This window comes from Paraburkholderia sp. (genome assembly GCF_035948235.1).
Taxonomy (GTDB): Bacteria; Pseudomonadota; Gammaproteobacteria; order Burkholderiales; family Burkholderiaceae; genus Paraburkholderia.
Window position 1 is genome coordinate 1 of the sequence record NZ_DASZJJ010000211.1, and the last position, 18,163, is coordinate 18,163.

Annotated in this window: 12 protein-coding genes and 1 pseudogene; 4 read left to right on the forward strand and 9 right to left on the reverse strand. The window is 65.1% G+C overall.

The features are described from left to right. From VG320_RS18035 to VG320_RS18045, 3 genes are all read left to right on the forward strand, one after another. Window positions 1-1,367: efflux transporter outer membrane subunit (locus VG320_RS18035; RefSeq protein ID WP_327201451.1), on the forward strand; the 1,367-nt coding region annotated here is incomplete at its 5' end. 80 nt (window positions 1,368-1,447) lie between these two features. Continuing rightward, the gene (locus VG320_RS18040; protein WP_327201452.1) at window positions 1,448-2,683 is read left to right on the forward strand and encodes an EmrA/EmrK family multidrug efflux transporter periplasmic adaptor subunit; all 1,236 of its coding nucleotides are present in this window, start codon (window positions 1,448-1,450) and stop codon (window positions 2,681-2,683) included. Between the two features lie 92 nt (window positions 2,684-2,775). Next, window positions 2,776-4,344, forward strand: a complete 1,569-nt coding sequence (locus VG320_RS18045; protein ID WP_327201453.1) for a DHA2 family efflux MFS transporter permease subunit — start codon at window positions 2,776-2,778, stop codon at window positions 4,342-4,344. Window positions 4,345-4,477: 133 nt separating this feature from the next. On the opposite strand, the gene truB is transcribed toward VG320_RS18045, so the two are convergent. The 9 genes from truB to VG320_RS18090 all read right to left on the reverse strand — a co-directional run bounded on the left by truB (window position 4,478) and on the right by VG320_RS18090 (window position 17,010). Next, on the reverse strand, window positions 4,478-5,437 hold the full coding sequence (gene truB / locus VG320_RS18050; protein ID WP_327201454.1) for a tRNA pseudouridine(55) synthase TruB: 960 nt from the start codon (window positions 5,435-5,437) through the stop codon (window positions 4,478-4,480). Window positions 5,438-5,447: 10 nt separating this feature from the next. Then, window positions 5,448-5,813 (reverse strand): 30S ribosome-binding factor RbfA, encoded by a 366-nt coding sequence (gene rbfA, locus VG320_RS18055; RefSeq protein WP_327201455.1) that lies wholly within the window; start codon window positions 5,811-5,813, stop codon window positions 5,448-5,450. Window positions 5,814-6,008: 195 nt separating this feature from the next. After that, window positions 6,009-8,960, reverse strand: a complete 2,952-nt coding sequence (infB, locus tag VG320_RS18060; RefSeq protein WP_327201456.1) for a translation initiation factor IF-2 — start codon at window positions 8,958-8,960, stop codon at window positions 6,009-6,011. A gap of 175 nt (window positions 8,961-9,135) precedes the next feature. Further along, window positions 9,136-10,611 (reverse strand): transcription termination factor NusA, encoded by a 1,476-nt coding sequence (nusA, locus tag VG320_RS18065; RefSeq protein ID WP_103707510.1) that lies wholly within the window; start codon window positions 10,609-10,611, stop codon window positions 9,136-9,138. Continuing rightward, window positions 10,608-11,066: a ribosome maturation factor RimP gene (gene rimP / locus VG320_RS18070; protein WP_065061251.1), complete on the reverse strand. Its 459-nt coding sequence runs from the start codon at window positions 11,064-11,066 to the stop codon at window positions 10,608-10,610. Before rimP ends, nusA begins: the two co-directional genes overlap by 4 nt. 498 nt (window positions 11,067-11,564) lie before the next feature. Continuing rightward, complete coding sequence (gene rluB / locus VG320_RS18075) at window positions 11,565-13,403, reverse strand: 23S rRNA pseudouridine(2605) synthase RluB (RefSeq protein WP_327201457.1); 1,839 nt, start codon at window positions 13,401-13,403, stop codon at window positions 11,565-11,567. A gap of 63 nt (window positions 13,404-13,466) precedes the next feature. Next, window positions 13,467-14,432, reverse strand: coding sequence for an SMC-Scp complex subunit ScpB (gene scpB / locus VG320_RS18080; protein WP_327201458.1), 966 nt, complete (start codon window positions 14,430-14,432; stop codon window positions 13,467-13,469). Window positions 14,433-14,804: 372 nt separating this feature from the next. Further along, the gene (locus tag VG320_RS18085) at window positions 14,805-16,046 is read right to left on the reverse strand and encodes a pyridoxal phosphate-dependent aminotransferase (protein WP_327201459.1); all 1,242 of its coding nucleotides are present in this window, start codon (window positions 16,044-16,046) and stop codon (window positions 14,805-14,807) included. 61 nt (window positions 16,047-16,107) lie between these two features. Further along, window positions 16,108-17,010, reverse strand: coding sequence for a LysR family transcriptional regulator (locus VG320_RS18090; RefSeq protein ID WP_327201460.1), 903 nt, complete (start codon window positions 17,008-17,010; stop codon window positions 16,108-16,110). A 426-nt stretch (window positions 17,011-17,436) separates the two neighbouring features. Between VG320_RS18090 and VG320_RS18095 the strand changes: the two are divergent. Continuing rightward, a pseudogene (locus VG320_RS18095) lies at window positions 17,437-17,832 on the forward strand (transposase); the annotation flags it as partial. Window positions 17,833-18,163 lie beyond the last annotated feature (331 nt).

Sequence of the window (18,163 nt, forward strand, 5' to 3'; positions counted from 1 at the left end):
AACTGCCGAAGCTGATCGACGAGGCGCTCGAAGGCAGCCCGAGCATCGCGCAGGCGCAGGCGCGTATCGCCAAGGCGTCGTCGTATATCGATACCTCGAAGGCGGCACTCGCGCCCAAGGTCAACGCCAGCTATTCGTGGAACCGCGAGCTTTTCTCGGGCAACGCGCTGTACCCGCCGCCTTACGGCGGGACCTGGTATAGCGAGAACAACGCGCTGGCCAGCGCGTCGTGGGATCTGGATCTGTGGGGCAAGAATCGCCAGCGTCTGGCTCAGGCGGTTTCGCAGCAGCGCGCGGCGCAAGCCGATATGGAGCAGGCGCGTATCACGCTGGCTTCTTCGGTGGCGCGTACGTATAACCAGTTGGCCCAGCTCTATGCGCTGCGCGACATCGCCGCGCGCGAAATCGGCAACCGCAAGACCATCGGCAACATCACGAATGGCCGCGTGGTGGCGGGCCTCGACACCAATGTCGAGCGTCAGACCGCCAACGGCAACATCGCGACGAGCCAGGCCAATCTCACGCAGATCGACGGCCAGATCGAATCGGTGCGCTATCAATTGGGCGCGCTGCTCGGCAAGGGTCCGGATCGCGGCCTGCAGATCGCCAATCCGGTGCTGAACCCGACTGCGCCCATCGCCCTGCCCGACAACCTGCCTGCCGACCTGGTGGCGCGTCGTCCGGACATCGTCGCTGCGCGCTGGCAGGTGGAAGCCGCGATGCACGACGTCAAGGAAGCGAAAGCCGAGTTTTACCCCGACGTGAACCTGGCCGCCGGTTTCGGCTTCGACGCGTTCGGTTGGGGCCGATTCCTCAACTTCACGAGCCGCCAGATGAGCATCGGCCCGGCCGTGCATCTGCCGATCTTCGACGCGGGCGCATTGCGGGCGCAGTTGAAGGGCCGCTACGCCGACTTCGACCTGGATGTGGCGAACTACAACCAGACGCTGATCGGTGCGTTCCAGGACGTGGCGACCACAGTCTCGTCGATCCGCTCGGCGGACAAGCAGCTTGTCGATGCACAGAACGCGCTCGATGCGTCGACCAAGGCCTATCAGCTTGCGGTGATCCGCTACAAGGCTGGCCTTTCTGAGCAATTGCAGGTGCTCAACGCCGACCAGAACCGCCTCGCTTCCGAGCAGACCGTCACGAGCCTGAAGGCACAGCGCCGCGACCAGCAGATGGCGCTCATCAAGGCGCTGGGCGGCGGCTTCGACGCGCATGACGCACACGACGTGAATCTCGTGGCGCCGGCGCAGGTCGGCAGCGAAGCAAAGGGCCAGAGCGACGTGAACGGCGGGCCGTGGCGCGATGCGCCGTGGAGCGCGCCCGCCTCGTCGGTGCCCGCCGCGACGGCCGCGAACTGAAAGCGAAAAAAGGCCAGCGCAATAGTCAAACGCTGGCCAATAACTGAACGAACAGCACGCAAGAACCCGGAGATCCTTCCATGAGCACCCCTCAGCAACCGGCAGCCAAGCCGCAGCCACCCGCGCAGCCGACCGCGAATAACGGCAAGCGCAAGCGCATGATGACGCTGCTCGTCCTCGTGATCGTGATTGCAGCCATTGCCTACGGCCTCTATTACTTCCTCGTCGCGCGCTTCTCCGAAAGCACCGACGACGCCTACGTCAACGGCAACGTCGTGCAGATCACCCCGCAGGTGACCGGCACGGTGATCGCCGTGAACGCCGACGACACGCAGACGGTCAAGATCGGCGACCCGCTGGTGCAACTCGATCCGGCCGATTCGCGCATCGCGCTCCAGCAAGCCGAAGCCAACCTGGGCCAGACGGTGCGCCAGGTGCGCGGCCTCTTTGCCGACGATAGCCAGTACGAAGCGCAAGTGGCCGTGCGTCAGGCCGACCTCTCGCGCGCGCAGGACGATCTGCGCCGTCGTATGGAAGTCGCGCAGACCGGCGCGGTTTCGCAGGAAGAGATCTCGCACGCACGCGACACCGTGAAGAGCGCCTCCGCCGCGCTCGACGCCGCGCAGCAGCAACTCGCCGCCAACCGCGCGCTCACCGCCAACACGACGATCGCCAATCACCCGAACGTGATGGCCGCCGCCGCCAAGGTCCGTGACGCCTACCTCTCGAACGCGCGCAATACGCTGCCCGCGCCGGTCACGGGTTATGTGGCGAAGCGCTCTGTGCAGGTCGGCCAGCGCGTGTCGCCGGGTACGCCGCTGATGTCGGTGGTGCCGTTGAACGCTGTGTGGGTCGACGCGAACTTCAAGGAAGTCCAGCTCAAGCACATGCGCATCGGCCAGCCGGTCGAGATGACGGCCGACGTGTACGGCTCGTCGGTGGTCTATCACGGCAAGGTGGTGGGCTTCTCGGCGGGTACGGGTTCGGCGTTCTCGCTGCTGCCCGCGCAGAACGCGACGGGTAACTGGATCAAGGTGGTGCAGCGCCTGCCGGTGCGTATCGCGCTCAATCCGGCCGACCTCGAAAAGCATCCGCTGCGTATCGGTCTGTCGATGCAGGTGGACGTGAGCATCAAGGACGATACCGGTGGCCAGCTCGGCAACGCGCAGAACACGGTCTATCAGACCAATGTGTTCGAGAAGTACGGCGACGAAGCCGATGCGGAAATCGCCCGCATCATCGCGGAAAACGCCGGCCCGAGCGCGAAGCAGGTGTCGTCGGATAACGCGCGTGCAGCGAAGCCCGCACGTAGCTGATGTAAGTTCGCGCCGCCGCAAGGTGGCGCGAACGCAGTCGTACACGAAGCCGCTTACGTAGCAGCAATCAGCAGCACATAACAAAGCACTCCATGGCAGCAGCACAACAACCCGTCGTCCATCCGCCGCTGCAAGGCGCGCAACTCGTGTTCGGCACCATCGCGGTCTCGCTCGCGGTGTTCATGAACGTGCTGGACACGTCGATTGCGAACGTCTCGATCCCGTCGATCTCGGGCGACCTCGGCGTCGCTTCAGATCAGGGCACGTGGGTCATCACCTCGTTCGCGGTCGCCAACGCCATCTCCGTGCCGCTCACGGGCTGGCTCACCGAGCGCATCGGCCAGGTGCGCCTGTTCATGGCGTCGATCATCCTGTTCGTGATCTCGTCGTGGCTGTGCGGCCTCGCGCCCACGCTGCCCTTCCTGCTCGCCGCACGCGTGCTGCAGGGCGCCGTGGCGGGTCCGATGATCCCGCTCTCGCAGACGCTTCTGCTGGCGAGCTATCCGCGCGCCAAGGCGCCCATTGCGCTATCGATGTGGTCGATGACCACGCTGATTGCGCCGGTGGCGGGCCCGATTCTCGGCGGCTGGATCTCGGACAATATCTCGTGGCCGTGGATCTTCTACGTGAACATTCCGGTGGGTATCGTCGCCGCGATCGCCACGTGGATGATCTTCCGCACGCGCGACTCGGTGATCCGCAAGGCGCCGATCGACGGCGTGGGCCTGGGTCTGCTGATTCTCTGGGTCGGCTCGCTGCAGATCATGCTCGACAAGGGCAAGGATCTGGACTGGTTCTCGTCGACGACCATCATTGTGCTGGCGCTGACCGCCGTGATTTCGTTCGCGTTCTTCGTGATCTGGGAGCTGACCGCCGAGCATCCGGTGGTCGATCTCTCGCTGTTCGCGCGACGCAACTTCACGGGCGGCACGATCGCGCTGTCGGTGGGCTATGGCCTGTATTTCGGCAACCTCGTGCTGTTGCCGCTGTGGCTGCAAACCGATCTGGGCTACACCGCGACCGATGCGGGTCTGGTGATGGCGCCGGTGGGCTTCTTCGCGATCCTGCTTTCGCCGATCACGGGCAAGATCCTGCCGCGCACCGATCCGCGCTATATCGCCACCACCGCGTTCGTGGTGTTCGCGCTGTGCTTCTGGCTGCGCTCGCAGTACACCACCGGCGTGGACACGTGGGCGCTCACGGTGCCGACGCTGATCCAGGGCATCGGCATGGCGGGGCTCTTTATTCCGCTCGTCTCGATCACGCTCTCCGGTCTGCCGGGCAACCGCATTCCGGCGGCTTCGGGTCTGTCGAACTTCGTGCGGATCATGTGCGGCGGTATCGGCACCTCGATCTTCGAAACCGCGTGGGACCATCGCACGATCTTCCATCACGCGCGTCTGACCGAGCAGGCCACGCCGACCAACCCGGTGTTCAACCAGTCGATGCAGCAGATGCAGAACGCCGTGGGCCTCGATCCGTCGCAGTCGCATGGGATGTTCGATCGTATGGTGACGCAGCAGGCCGCGCAGCTTGGCGTGAACGACCTGTTCTGGATCTCCTCGGTGATCTTCATCGTGCTGATCGCGTTGATCTGGATCACGCGCCCCGAGCGCTCAGGCGGCGCCGATGCGGGCGCGGCGGCTTCGGCAGCGCATTGATGAGTTCAGGCCTGCGCTCGATTTGAATTGAGCGCGCCAACAAAAACGGCACGTCCGGTGAAACCGGCGTGCCGTTTTTTTATTGCTTGCACGATCAGCCGTGCGCGCTTGTGTGCGGGCTTGTGTGCGCGCTTCAGGCCGCGCCGCTCACCACCAGACGTTCTGGCGCCAGCACGCCGTTGGCGGCTTTCGCCACGCCTAGCAGTCGCCCCGCTTCGTCGTAGACGCGCACCCGGTCGGCCGCTTCGCAGAGCTGGCGATCGAGCGTGAGCGCGTTCAGCGGCAAACGCTGACCGTGCGTAAAGCGTCGCGCCGATTCGGCGTCGAGCGTCACGAGCGGGAACGTCGAAAGCAACGCGTCCACCGGCTGCAGCCACGCATCGCGCGCGGGTTCGTCGGCGACGTTAAGCGCATCGAGCGTCACCGCGTGGTCGAGCGTGAGCGCGCCCACGCCCGTGCGACGCAGCATCACCAGATGCGCGCCACAGCCCAGCGCCTCGCCGATATCCTCCGCGAGCGTGCGCACATACGTGCCCTTGGTGCAGGTCACGCGGAACGTCACATCGGGCAGCGCGCAGGCGATCATCTCAAGCGCGAGGATCGTCACGTTGCGCCCTTCGCGCTCGACCGTCTGACCGGCGCGCGCGTATTCGTAGAGCGGCTTGCCGTCGCGCTTGAGCGCCGAGTACATCGGCGGAATCTGCACGATGTCGCCGACAAAGCGCGTCATGGCTTCGCGCACCGCAGCTTCGTCGCACGTCACCTCGCGCGTGTCGATGGCTTCGCCTTCGGCGTCGCCCGTCGTCGTGCGGATACCGAGGCGCATGGTCGCCTCGTAGGTCTTGTCGGCTTCGAGCAGATCCTGCGAAAACTTGGTCGCTTCGCCGAAACACAACGGCAGCAGACCCGAAGCAAGCGGATCGAGCGTGCCCGTGTGGCCCGCCTTCTTCACGCGATACAGACGCTTGGCGCGGATCAGCGCGTCGTTGCTGGACAGGCCGACGGGCTTGTCCAGCAGCAGCACGCCGTCGAGCAGGCGGCGCGGAATCTTCGGCCGCTGCTCGCCCTGATTCTTCTTCGAAGATGCAGTCATGCTGGCGAGATCAGTCGTCCTTTGCGCGCGAAGCGTTCGCCTCGTCGATCAAGCGCGACATCGCCACGCCCTTCTCGACCGACTGGTCGTAGTGGAAATGCAGCGTCGGCACCGTGTGGATATGCAGGCGCTTGAATAGCAGGTTGTGCAGGTGACCGGCGGCGTGATTGAGCCCGTCCTGGGTCTGCTGCGGATCGCCCGTGAGCGTCGTGAAATAGACCTTGGCGTGCGCGTAGTCCGGCGTCAGCTCGACGCTCTGGATCGTCACGAGACCCACGCGCGGGTCCTTCACTTCGCGCATCAGTTCGGAAAGATCACGCTGGATCTGATCGGCGATCTGCACGTTGCGATTCGGGGAAGTACGTTTTTTCGGCATGATGATTCCACCTCTGTGGCGGCATTCGTTGCGACGCGCTGCAAGCGGAAAGCTGGGCATTCCGTCGCGCGCAGCCGCGCAAAAAACTGTCGGACAAAAAACAAAGGGCGGGGCTGGCTAGCGCCCGCCCCGCCCCTTTTCGGGTAAGCCCGCGAGCGGCCTGGATCACCAGGCCTGCCCGCGTGCGCCGCTGTATTACAGCGTACGCGCGACTTCCGTGATCTCGAACACTTCGAACTGGTCGCCTTCGGCGATGTCGTTGAAGTTCTTGATCGACATACCGCACTCGAAGCCTTGCTTGACTTCCTTGACGTCGTCCTTGAAGCGCTTGAGCGAGTCGAGTTCGCCAGTGTGGATGACCACATTGTTGCGGATCACACGCACCGACGACGAACGCTTGACAAAACCGTCCGTGACCATACAACCCGCGATCAGGCCGACCTTCGGCACGCGGATCACCTGGCGCACTTCTGCCATACCCGTCACGGTCTCGCGCTTCTCCGGCGCGAGCATGCCGGACATTGCCGCCTTCACCTCATCCACTGCGTCATAGATGATGTTGTAGTAGCGGATGTCGATGCCGTTCGCCTCGGCAACCTTACGCGCCTGTGCATCAGCACGCGTATTGAAGCCGATGATGACTGCCTTCGAAGCCGTCGCCAGGTTGACGTCCGACTCGCTGATCGCACCGACCGCGCTGTGCACGATCTGCACGCGCACTTCGCTGGTCGACAGCTTGACGAGCGATTGCACCAGCGCTTCCTGCGAACCTTGCACGTCGGCCTTGACGATAAGCGGCAGGTTTTGCACTTCGCCTTCCGCCATCTGCTCGAGCATGTTTTCGAGCTTGGCGGCCTGCTGCTTGGCCAGCTTGACGTCGCGGAACTTGCCTTGACGGAACAGGGCGATTTCACGCGCCTTGCGCTCGTCCGGCAGCACCATGACTTCTTCGCCTGCGCCCGGCACTTCCGACAGACCCTGGATTTCGACCGGGATCGACGGACCCGCTTCCTTGGTCGGCTTGCCGGTTTCGTCGAGCATTGCACGCACGCGGCCATAGGCGCTGCCTGCCAGCACGACGTCGCCACGCTTGAGCGTACCGGACTGGACGAGGATCGTTGCAACCGGACCCTTACCCTTGTCGAGCTTCGCTTCGATGACGAGACCCTTGGCCGGGGCTTCGACCGGAGCCTTCAGCTCCAGCACTTCGGCCTGCAGCGAGACGTTTTCGAGCAGTTCGTCGATACCCGTACCGGCCTTTGCCGACACCGGCACGAACGGCGAGTCGCCGCCGTATTCTTCCGGCACGACGCCTTCGGCGACGAGTTCCTGCTTGACGCGCTCGGGATTGGCATCCGGCTTGTCAATCTTGTTGATCGCCACGACCAGCGGCACACCCGCAGCCTTGGCGTGGGCGATCGCTTCCTTCGTCTGCGGCATCACGCCGTCGTCGGCTGCGACCACCAGAATGACGATGTCGGTTGCCTTCGCACCGCGGGCACGCATGGCCGTGAAGGCCTCGTGACCCGGCGTGTCGAGGAACGTGATGACGCCACGCGGCGTTTCGACGTGGTAAGCGCCGATGTGCTGCGTAATGCCGCCCGCTTCGCCCGCTGCAACCTTGGCGCGGCGGATGTAGTCGAGCAGCGAGGTCTTGCCGTGGTCGACGTGACCCATGACCGTGACGACCGGCGGACGCGGCAGTTGCTCTGCGTCCGTGACGGTGGTCTGGCCTTCGACCAGCAGCGCTTCCGGATCGTCGAGCTTCGCAGCGACCGCATGGTGGCCCAGTTCTTCGACGATGATCATCGCCGTTTCCTGGTCCAGCATCTGGTTGATGGTGACCATCTGGCCCATCTTCATCATCACCTTGATGACTTCCGACGCCTTCACGGACATCTTGTGCGCGAGGTCAGCCACGGTGATGGTTTCCGGCACGTGCACTTCACGCACGATCGGCTCGGTCGGCGCCTGGAACGACGATGCGCTGTCCTGGTGACGGCCACGGCCCTTCGGGCCGCCGCGCCAGCCGCGGTCAACGCCGCCCGACGAATCGCCACGCGTCTTGATGCCGCGGCGCTTCGAGGCGTCGTCCTGCCAGCCGCCCTTGCCTGCGCCCGGCTTCTTGTTGCGGTCACCCGCACCGGCGCCCGGCGCGCTGGTCGAAGGCGCAGCCGTGGTGGCCGGCTTCTTCGCACCGGCGCCAGCACCTGCTGCCGGACGTGCCGCACCTTCCGGACGAGCCGGTTTGTGCAGCGTGCCCTTGGCTTCGGCAGGCTTGGGCGGCTCGACGGGCTTCGGCGGTTCGACCGCCTTGACCTGCGCCTTGCGCGGCGTGTTCATCATTTCGCGGATCGCGCGCGCTTCGGCTTCTGCAGCCGCACGGCGGCGTGCGATCTCGTCCTGTTCTTTCTGCGCCTTTTCGGCGGCTTCACGCGCGGCTACTTCGGCCTTCTGCGCGGCTTCGCGCTGCGCGGCGCGCTCGGCGGCGGCGCGGTCATCGTCTTGCTGTTGCTTCACTTCCTTCGCTTCTGCTTCGGCATTGCGCTGGGCAGCGACGGCCTGAGCGGCCAGTTCGCGCGCAGCGGCATCTGCCGCGGCCTTCTTATTGGCGGCCTCTTCTTCTGCACGGCGGCGTTGCGCCTCGGCGGCTTCTTCGCGTTCGCGGCGCTCGGCCTCTTCACGCGCGAGAAGCTCCTGACGCTCCTTGAGTTCCTGAGCCTGACGCTCCAGAAGCTCGGCCTCGCGGCGAGCTTCTTCTTCGCGGCGCTGCAGTTCCGCCTCTTCGGCGGCGACTGCGGCGTCGTCGGTGGCATGATTCGATGCCTCCGCCTGTTCGGCGGATTCGTCACGGCGGACGAAGGTGCGCTTCTTGCGCACCTCGACCTGAATGGTGCGAGCCTTGCCCGTCGAATCGGACTGCTTGATTTCCGACGTATGCCGCTTCGTCAGCGTGATCTTGCGCTTGTCTGCATCAGTCGAGCCGTGAGACTTGCGCAAGTGGTCGAGCAGACGCGCCTTGTCCGTTTCGGACAGGGAGTCGGCTTCGCTCGCTTTCGTGACGCCCGCCGCCTGCAGCTGTTCGAGCAGCACGCCGGCAGGCATCTTCAGTTCCGCGGCAAATTGGGCTACGTTGTTACTCGCCATTCATTCCTCTTAATGCAAGGATCGATTCCTTGCGGTTGACATCGGGTCATGCGGCACCGTTTGCCCCGCGCTACTGTTGCCAGCTGCGGGGCGGCCGCGATCAGTTCAGTGGGTCATGGTCGCTTCCTGCTCGTCACGCCCTGGAGAATCACCGGGGGGAATACTCCCCCACAGGTCATTCGAACCAGTGCTCACGTGCCTTCATGATCAACGCCTTGGCGGCGTCCTCTTCCATTCCCGTCATTTCGGTCAGTTCGTCCACGGCCAGCTCGGCGAGCTCGTCGCGGGTGTGAACTTCGTGCTGCGCCAGTTTTGCGAGCAGCTCCGGGTCGATGCCGTCCAGACTCTTGAGGTCCAGAGCGGCGCTTTCCACCTTTTCCTCGTTCGCGATCGCCTGCGTGAGCAGGGCGTCGCGCGCGCGGTTGCGCAGTTCGTGCACGGTGTCCTCGTCGAACGCCTCGATTTCCAGCATTTCGTTGAGGGGCACGTAGGCGATCTCTTCGAGGCTGGTGAAGCCTTCGTCGATCAGGATGTCGGCGACTTCCTCATCAACGTCGAGACGCGCCATGAACAGGTCGCGCAGCACCGTGCGCTCCTGGTTCTGCTTCTGCGCAGATTCATCCGGCGTCATGATGTTGATCTGCCAGCCGGTCAGCTCGCCGGCAAGACGCACGTTCTGGCCGCTGCGGCCGATGGCGACTGCGAGTTCGCTTTCGTCGACGACAACATCCATCGAGTGCTTTTCTTCGTCGACGACGATCGACTGCACGGCGGCCGGCGCGAGCGCGCCGATCACGAACTGGGCGGGATCTTCCGACCATAGCACGATGTCGACGTTTTCGCCACCAAGCTCGTTACGCACAGCCTGCACGCGCGAGCCGCGGATGCCGACGCAGGTGCCGATCGGGTCGATGCGCTTGTCGTAAGCCACCACGCCGATCTTGGCGCGAACGCCCGGATCGCGCGCCGCCGCCTTGATTTCGAGAAGGCCTTGCTCGATTTCCGGCACTTCCATCTCGAACAGCTTCATCAGGAACTCGGGCGCCGTGCGCGAGAGTTCGATCTGCGGGCCGCGCGCGGTGCGGTCGACCTTGCCGATCCAGGCGCGCACGCGGTCGCCCACGCGCAGGTTTTCCTTCGGAATCAGCTGGTCGCGGCGCAGCAGCGCTTCGACACGGCCCGATTCGACGATGAAATTACCCTTGTCCATGCGCTTGACCGTGCCGGTCATGATGCTTTCGCCGCGCTCGAGGAAGTCGTTCAGGATCTGTTCGCGCTCGGCGTCACGGACCTTCTGCAGGATCACCTGCTTGGCGGCCTGTGCGCCGATACGGCCGAACTCGACCGACGGAACCGGCTGCTCGATAAATTCGTCGATTTGCGCTTCGGGGTTCTGCTCGCGTGCCTCGAACAGGAGGATTTCCTGGTCCGGCTCCTGCAGGCCCGCCTCGTCCGGCACAACGCGCCAGCGACGATACGTTTCATGCTCGCCGCTTTCGCGGTCGATATGCACACGGATGTCCGCATCCTCGTCGAAGAGTTTCTTGGAGGCCGACGCAAGCGCCGCTTCAAGGGCGGCGAACACCACGTCCTTGTCGACATTTTTCTCGCGTGCCAGCGCATCCACCAGCATCAACACTTCGCGACTCATTGTTTGCGGCTCCTAAAGTCAACTTTGGGGATCAGACGGGCTTTGTCGATGTCCGCGAGCGTGAAATCGAGCATCGCAGGTCCCGCCTTCCCTTCGAATTCCAGACCGATGGTTTCGCCTTCCGGGGCATGCACGATGCCGCGGTACGATTTCCGTCCGTCCAATGGCTTTTTCAACGTGATGACCGCTTCGCAGCCCGCGAAGCGTTCGAAGTCCGCCAGTTTCTTCAGCGGACGGTCGAGGCCGGGCGACGAGACCTCAAGACGTTCGTAGTCGATGTTCTCGACAAACAGAACGTGTTGCAGCTGACGCGTGACCTTCTCGCAGTCCTCGATCGCGATACCCGCGGGCTGATCGATGTAGATGGCCAGCATGCCGCGCCCGGTGCGCTCGAGGTCGACCAGCTCGTAACCGAGCCCGGTGACCGTGGTTTCAATCAGTTCCGTCAGTTGCACAATGCCCACTCCAGATGTTCGCGCAGCGGGCCGGCAACTTCCTGTGATTCGGGATTCGCGGGCCGCGCGCCAGGTGAGCGCGCGCTCTTGCACTTCAACCCAGATGGGCGAGCCGGACCTGACGTGAAGCATGGTTGCACTGCGCAATCGCGCCCGAAGTCGTTAAAGACAACGTGCACAATCGGCCGAACCAAAAAAAAATGGGCGAAACGCCCATCTTCTCACTTAGCCAGGTGGTCGCACCTGGGACGCAAATAAAAGCCGCACGCCCAGCGACTTCGAGATTGTAGCCTTTTTTCGCTTTTAACGCAAACCGCGAGGCGCTCGCACCACAGTGCAAGCGGCCCGATACGGCCGTGCTACAAGCGTTTTCAGGGCTTATCCCGAGGCGCGGTTTGCGGGTGCAACTGCGTTGCAACTTCCCATGCAACGACCGTTGCCGCCGCAGCGATACCGGCCGGGCGCTGTCGATCGAAATCGTGAGCGCCCGCGCCTGGCTCAGTGGCCGCGCGTACGGTTGCGCGGCGCACCGCGCTGACCCGTGCGGTTGCCACCGCCCGCCGACGAACGGTTGCCACCGGCGTTGCCGCCGGCATTGCTGCCCGGGCCACGGCGATTGTTGCCCGCGCTGCCCGCGCCACCGGCATTGCCGCCGGCACGCTTGCCGCCGGACGGTGCACGATTGCCGTCGACATCGCCGCGTGCGCCGTTGCGGCCATTGCCACCAAAACCGCCGCCGTTACCACCGTTACCGCCGTTGGAGCGACCACGGCCGCCACCGGCGTTGCCGCCCATGCCGCCGCCAAAGCCGCTACCCGCGCCGAAACCGCCAGCCTGCGCACCACGGCGACCTGCGCCGCCGCCACGCTGCTGACGCGGCTGGCCCATCGCACCGTGCGAGCTGAGTACCGGCTCGCGGCTGATGAAGCCCATCGACGTCTGCATCGGGTCCGGCTGGCGACGTTCCTGCTCCTTGCCGCCACGACCGCCCTTCTCTTCGCTCGGCGCCTTCAGGCCAACCGCGGCCATGAGTGCGCGCACCTCGTTGTCTTCAAGCTCTTCCCAACGGCCGCGCTTGAGCCCCTTGGGCAGCGCGATCGGGCCGTGGCGCGTACGGATCAGGCGGCTCACCATCAAGCCGGCCGCTTCGAACATACGGCGCACTTCGCGGTTACGGCCTTCGGCCAGCGCGACGTGATACCAGTGATTCGTGCCTTCGCCGCCGCCGTCGCGGATACGCAGGAAGCTCGCCGGGCCGTCTTCGAGCTCGACGCCCTTGAGCAGCTTCTGGCGCATGCCTTCGCTGAGTTCGCCCACCACGCGCACCGCGTATTCACGCTCGACGCTGTAGCGCGGGTGCATGAAGCGGTTGGCCAGGTCGCCCGAAGTGGTCAGCATCAGCAGACCTTCGGTGTTGAAGTCCAGACGGCCGACGGCCAGCCACTTCGCCGTTTTCATCGGCGGCAGGCGGTCGAACACCGAGGCGCGGCCTTCCGGATCGGCGTGACTGACGATCTCGCCGGTCGGCTTGTGATAGATCAATACGCGCGGCGGCTTGTTTGCCAGCTTGCGCTTGATCGGCTTGCCATTGATGCGGACCTGGTCGGTCGGCAGGATGCGCTGGCCGATGTGGGCGGGTTCGCCGTTCACCGAGACGCGCCCGGCGATGATCAGCTCTTCCATGTCGCGGCGCGAGCCCATGCCCGCATCCGCCAGAACCTTGTGCAGCTTCGGTGCGTCGTCGTCCGGGCTCAGCACGCGCTTGGGCTGCTGGGCGCGGCCACGGCGCAGCATCGGCGCGCGTACGCCCGTGCCCGCGCCATTGTCGGCGTCGAAGGCCGGCGACGTCACGTAGAGGAACAGATCGTCCTGCGTGCCTTCGGCTGCGGCGCCTGCAGCCGGCGCTTCGGCACGGCCCTTACCGCCACGGCCGCCCTTCGCGGACTTTGCTGCGGGTGCGGCCGCATTCGCGCCTTCCGCCGTCTTGGCGGCCGGAGCGCGACGCCCCTTCTTCGCGCTCGCGTCCTTATCCTTGCGCGGCGTGCGCACCTGCGCGACGACCACGCCGTCCGGCGGCGTTTCGATCGCGACGGGCGCGTCCTGCGCGCCCTCGGCCGGCGCGGCGCCGTCGTTCTTGCCCTTCGTGCCTGCGCGGCGGCGCGCGATCAGGCTGCGCGGACCGCGGCGCAGGCCGCGGCGCGGACGGTCTTCGCCCTCGGCGGCGTGCTCGCCTGCCTGCGGGCCAGCGACCTCGCGCGTGTCGTCATCGCGCGTGGAGGACGCGCGACGCGCGGATTCGGACGCGTCGGTCGAATCGGTGTCGTGGATATCAGTCAAAACAACCTCGAAATGTCAGGTTGCGCGCCCGGTTGGGAGGGGCGCGTCAGTGTGTTTGTCGCTTCAGATGCCGCGCGGGGCGGCGTCGTCGTCCGTCGTCGGGACGGGGTCGTCCTGCGCCGCGTCGCGGCGGTCTTCGTGTTCTTCTGCGGGCTCGCCGGCAGCGTGGCCAGCGGACTCCGTTGCGCTCGCACGTTCAGGTGCGGCGTCGAGATCCTGCGTGAAGGCGGATTCTTCGAAATGCATCTGCACAGCGGCCGGTTGCGGCGCCGGATCTTCAATCAATTCGACTGCCGCTGTGTCGACTGCTGCTGTATCGACCGATTCAACCGTCGCTGCGTCTGCCACACCTTGCGCGTTCGCATCGGCCGTGCCCGCGTGCGCGTCCGCATCGGCCGTGCCCGCGGCGAGCGCTTCTTCGCTGCGCTCCGAAGCGGCTTCGGCGATCAGCTGCGCCACTTCGCTTTCGGGGAATTCGATCGCGTGCTGCGCCAGCAACTGCTCGCCCAGCTGGTTCGACGGATCGTCGAGCGGCGGCAGTTCATCGAGCGATCTCAGGCCGAGATCGTCGAGAAACTGGCGCGTCGTGGCATACAACGCCGGGCGTCCCGGCACATCCCGATGACCGATGACTTCGATCCAGTTGCGGTCCTCAAGCTGCTTGACGACCTGCGTATTGACCGTCACCCCGCGGATTTCCTCGATATCGCCGCGCGTGACCGGCTGCCGGTACGCAATGATCGCGAGTGTTTCGAGCACCGCGCGCGAATAACGCGGCGGCTTTTCCGGGTGCAGGCGATCGAGGTACGTACGCATGGCCGGCTTGCTCTGGAAGCGCCAGCCGGACGCGAGGCCCACCAGTTCCACGCCGCGCCCCGACCATTCTTGCCGCAGGTCTTCGAGCAGGTTACGGACGGTGTCGGCCGAAATGTCGTCGGCAAACAGCTTGCGCAGCTCGCCGATCTTCAGCGGCTCCTGCGTGCAGATCAATGCAGTCTCGAGGACGATCTTCGCCTCTTGGGTATTCATGCAGCCAGGTCAGACCCTAAGTAAGGTAAATCAGGTTCAGGGAACCGGATCAGACAGACGAAAGACGATATGGAACTGGAGACGCGCTCGCCCGATTCTGATCGGTCATATTGATGGGAGCACGCACCGGGGGGCCGCTAAACAACACTTTGCACACTTGGAGAGAGACAAAGTGCCAGACCCAGCCGGACGGAGCAGCGAAATTCCCGCAGGGAATCGCGTAACTGAGCGCCATCTTACGCAAAAACAACGGGGGCGTAAAGTCGCGGCGACGCGCGTTTTAGCCCGATCTGGTCAATGCGGTATTGAATCGACAGGGGCGCAATGCAGAGTGCATGCCGATGAGCTCGCGCCCTGCGCTTTCGGCATGGTTCAAGCCGCGCCGTGCTGCGCCAGATAACGTGCAAGGCGCTCCACGCCGGCGTCGAGCCGCGCCGGGTCGCACGCATAACACCAGCGCACAAAGCCCTCGCCTTCAGGCCCGAACGCGCTGCCCGGCGCGAGACCCAGCCCGGCTTCGCGCACCAGCGCCTTGCAGAGTTCGAGGCTATGCTGCGCGCCCGCGAGCCTGAAAAACAGGTACATGGCGCCCGGCGGCGCTTTCACGTCGACGCCCGGCAACGGTGCAAGCGCCGCCGCCAGGTGATCTCGCGAGGCCCGCAGATCGGCCACGAGCGCTTGCGTGGTCACCTCGCCCTGCTCCAGCGCGACGATGCCGGCCTGCTGCACGAACGACGGCGCGCACGACGTGTTGTATTCGACCAGCTTGCCCAGATCGTCCATTAGCGCACGCGGTGCGACCATCCAGCCGAGCCGCCAGCCCGTCATGAGCCAGGCCTTCGAAAATGAATTGACGCAGATCAAACGCTCGTCGCGCGACGCAAGATCGAGGAACGACGGCGCGGTGCGCTCGCCTGCCTCGCCGTAGTAAAGGCGCTCATAGACTTCATCCGCGACGATCCAGATGCCGTGGCGGCGGCAGTGCTCCAGCACGGCGCGCTGTTCGTCGCGCGTCATTACCCAGCCGGTCGGATTGTTCGGCGAGTTGATCATGAGGAGCCGGGTGCCCGGCTTGAGCGCGCCGAGCAGGCGCTCGAGATCGAGCGTCCAGCCGCGTGCATCGTAATCGAGCGCGACCGTTTCGACGCTCGCGCCGAGGATTTTCGGGATTTCGACGAGATTGGGCCACAGCGGCGTCACCGCGACGACGCGATCGCCCGCGCCCACTACGAGTTGTGCCGCCAGCATCAGGGCGTTCACACCGGCACTGGTGACGGCGATATGGTCGGCGGGCGTGGCGCCGTGCAGTTCGCTCACATAGCGCGAAAGCGCCTCGCGCAGCGGCGCGATGCCCAGGTTATGCGTGTAGAACGTGTCGCCGCGCGTGAGCGCCTGGGCGGCGGCTTCGCGGATGAAGGCAGGCGTGACGCGATCGGATTCGCCGAACCAGAACGGCAGGACATCGGCGCGCCCGAAGCCCGCGTTCGCCACTTCGCGGATCTGCGAGGCGCGCAGCGCGTGCACCGCCGCACGTGCGATGGCGGGCGCAGCAGACGAGGCAAGAACGGTGTTCAGTGCAGGCGTGGCGGACGAAGACAGGTCGAGATCGCGCATCGAGGGTTCCGTGAGAGGTGAAGGCCGACGTCAGGTGTGCACCAGTGTAGCGCCCGCCGGTCTAGCGATCGCCGCCCAGTTCGCGAATCAAGGTCCACACGGCCTCGGCCGCCGGCGACAGCGAGCGGTCGCGCCGCCGCACGAGTTCGACCGTGCGCTCGGCGCGCGGCACCAGCGAGCGCGCCAGCAGCGACGAACCCGCGGGCACCGGCAAGGCCAGCCAGGGCAGCACGCTCACGCCCACGCCCGCCTCCACCAGCCCGAACACGGTCGCCGGGTGCCCCAGTTCCTGCACGACGCGCGCGTTGACGCCCTGCTCGCGCATCACCGCGTCGATCAGCGGACGGCTGCCCGAAGCGTGATCGAGCATCACCAGCCGTTCGCCATCGAGCGCTTTCCACGGCACCTCGTCGCGGCCCGCGAGCGGATGATCGCCGCGCACCACCACGCAAAACGAGTCTTTCGCCAGCAATTCGGTTTCGAGATCGTCCGCCGCCAGCGCACCCACAAAGGGCCCGATTACGACGCCGAAATCCACCTCGCCCGAGCGCACCTTGCGCACCACGTCGCTTTGTACGTCGTCGCGCAAGCCCAAGGTGACGTAGGGAAACTGGCGCCCGCACGCCGCCACCACTTCGGGCATCAGGCGGCACGCGACGGTGGGGCTGGCCGCCACCACCACGCGGCCGCGCCGCTGCTCGCCGATTTCGCGGATCTCGCGCAAGGCATCGTCCAGATCGCCGATCAGGCGCGGAATCGTCGCAATCAGGTTGGCGCCCACGTCAGTCAGTTGCACGTCGCGCGTGGTGCGATCGACGAGCTTCACGCCCATCTCCGCTTCCAGTTCGCGCACGCAGCGGCTCACCGCCGACTGGGTCAGGCCGATTTCGTCTCCGGCGCGGCTGAAGCTCTGCAGGCGCGCCACTTCGATGAACACCCGCAATTGCCGCAACGTCACATTCATCTGCTCGCCTCATGAATCGTTTGGTTTCATGCGATTTTAGACCCTTGCTGGATCGTTACAGCACTGTGAATGCGCCCGGCAATTGTTCGCCGCAGTGCAGCAATACACCGAAAACGCACGCCTGGCGGGCCTGTTTGCACAAGATTGGTGATTGTCCCGATTTCCCGGTGATGCGTTTTCGAGTCTCATACGCCCCTGGCAAGCACCCGCGCGGGCTTGATGCCACGCGGCTTCGAGACGAAAGCGTGTGAGCTGGCACGCTTCTCGCATTAAGGCAGACACAGGATCGGCGGACGGTCCGATGCTTGATGACACTGGCCCGTCCCAACCGATTCCGCCTGGTACTCCGCCAACCGGCCGGATGTACATGAAGAGTGCGCAGCGCGGGGCAGCGCACCGGAGATAGCTTCGCTGAGGTGAAACATGATGCTGTTCGACGATTTGAGAGATAACGAATGGGCCCTGGTCGAGGCGTTGTTTTGTGCGGAACCCGCACGGAGCGAGCGTCGCGGACGGCCTCGCGTCGAAGCGCGCGCCGTGGTCAATGCAGTGCTTTGGGTGCTGTCGACGGGTGAAGGCTGGTCCAAGCTGCCGGGTCGCTACCCCTCGCCGCCCACCTGCCGCCGCCGCTTCGACGAATGGCAGGCAGACGGTACGCTCGCCGAAATCGTGAAGCGCCTGGGCACGAGCGGCCGTGAAATTTCGCTGCGCGGCCGCATTGGCGCGACGGCCACCAAGCCGCCCGCACCGCCGAGCCGCGACCGCCTGCGCGGCGCATTCTGGACCAATCCGGAATCGTGGCGCGCGCCGGTCAAGATGGCTTGAGTCCGCTTTAAAGCGGCTTTAAAACGGATCGACACCGGTTTCGAGGCAGCTTCGGATCACGCCTCAGAATCACGCTTCAAATCGACTCGGTCCGCTGGGCGCGAAGGCGCCTGGATTGACTCCCCACGCTCTGCAAGCCGGGCGCACCGCGCGCCCGGCTGTCCGCCCGGTTGTTATTTTTTGGCAGCGTCCGCTGCCGGCACCCTGAATCTAGCGTTGTCTGTCCGCCACAACGTATCTCGACGTGGTGCGATTCAAAACGCATTGGCGCCCATCCTCTAATTCCCGCCGCCACTGCGCCCAACAGCGCAAAACGATGCGCGCGAAA

Coding starts and splice junctions, on each gene's coding strand:
- VG320_RS18090 (WP_327201460.1), bottom strand. CDS start 17,010: ATGAATGTGACGTTGCGGCAATTGCGGGTGTTCATCGAAGTGGCGCGC.
- VG320_RS18045 (WP_327201453.1), top strand. CDS start 2,776: ATGGCAGCAGCACAACAACCCGTCGTCCATCCGCCGCTGCAAGGCGCG.
- scpB (WP_327201458.1), bottom strand. CDS start 14,432: ATGAATACCCAAGAGGCGAAGATCGTCCTCGAGACTGCATTGATCTGC.
- nusA (WP_103707510.1), bottom strand. CDS start 10,611: ATGAGTCGCGAAGTGTTGATGCTGGTGGATGCGCTGGCACGCGAGAAA.
- VG320_RS18085 (WP_327201459.1), bottom strand. CDS start 16,046: ATGCGCGATCTCGACCTGTCTTCGTCCGCCACGCCTGCACTGAACACC.
- truB (WP_327201454.1), bottom strand. CDS start 5,437: ATGACTGCATCTTCGAAGAAGAATCAGGGCGAGCAGCGGCCGAAGATT.
- rbfA (WP_327201455.1), bottom strand. CDS start 5,813: ATGCCGAAAAAACGTACTTCCCCGAATCGCAACGTGCAGATCGCCGAT.
- VG320_RS18040 (WP_327201452.1), top strand. CDS start 1,448: ATGAGCACCCCTCAGCAACCGGCAGCCAAGCCGCAGCCACCCGCGCAG.
- infB (WP_327201456.1), bottom strand. CDS start 8,960: ATGGCGAGTAACAACGTAGCCCAATTTGCCGCGGAACTGAAGATGCCT.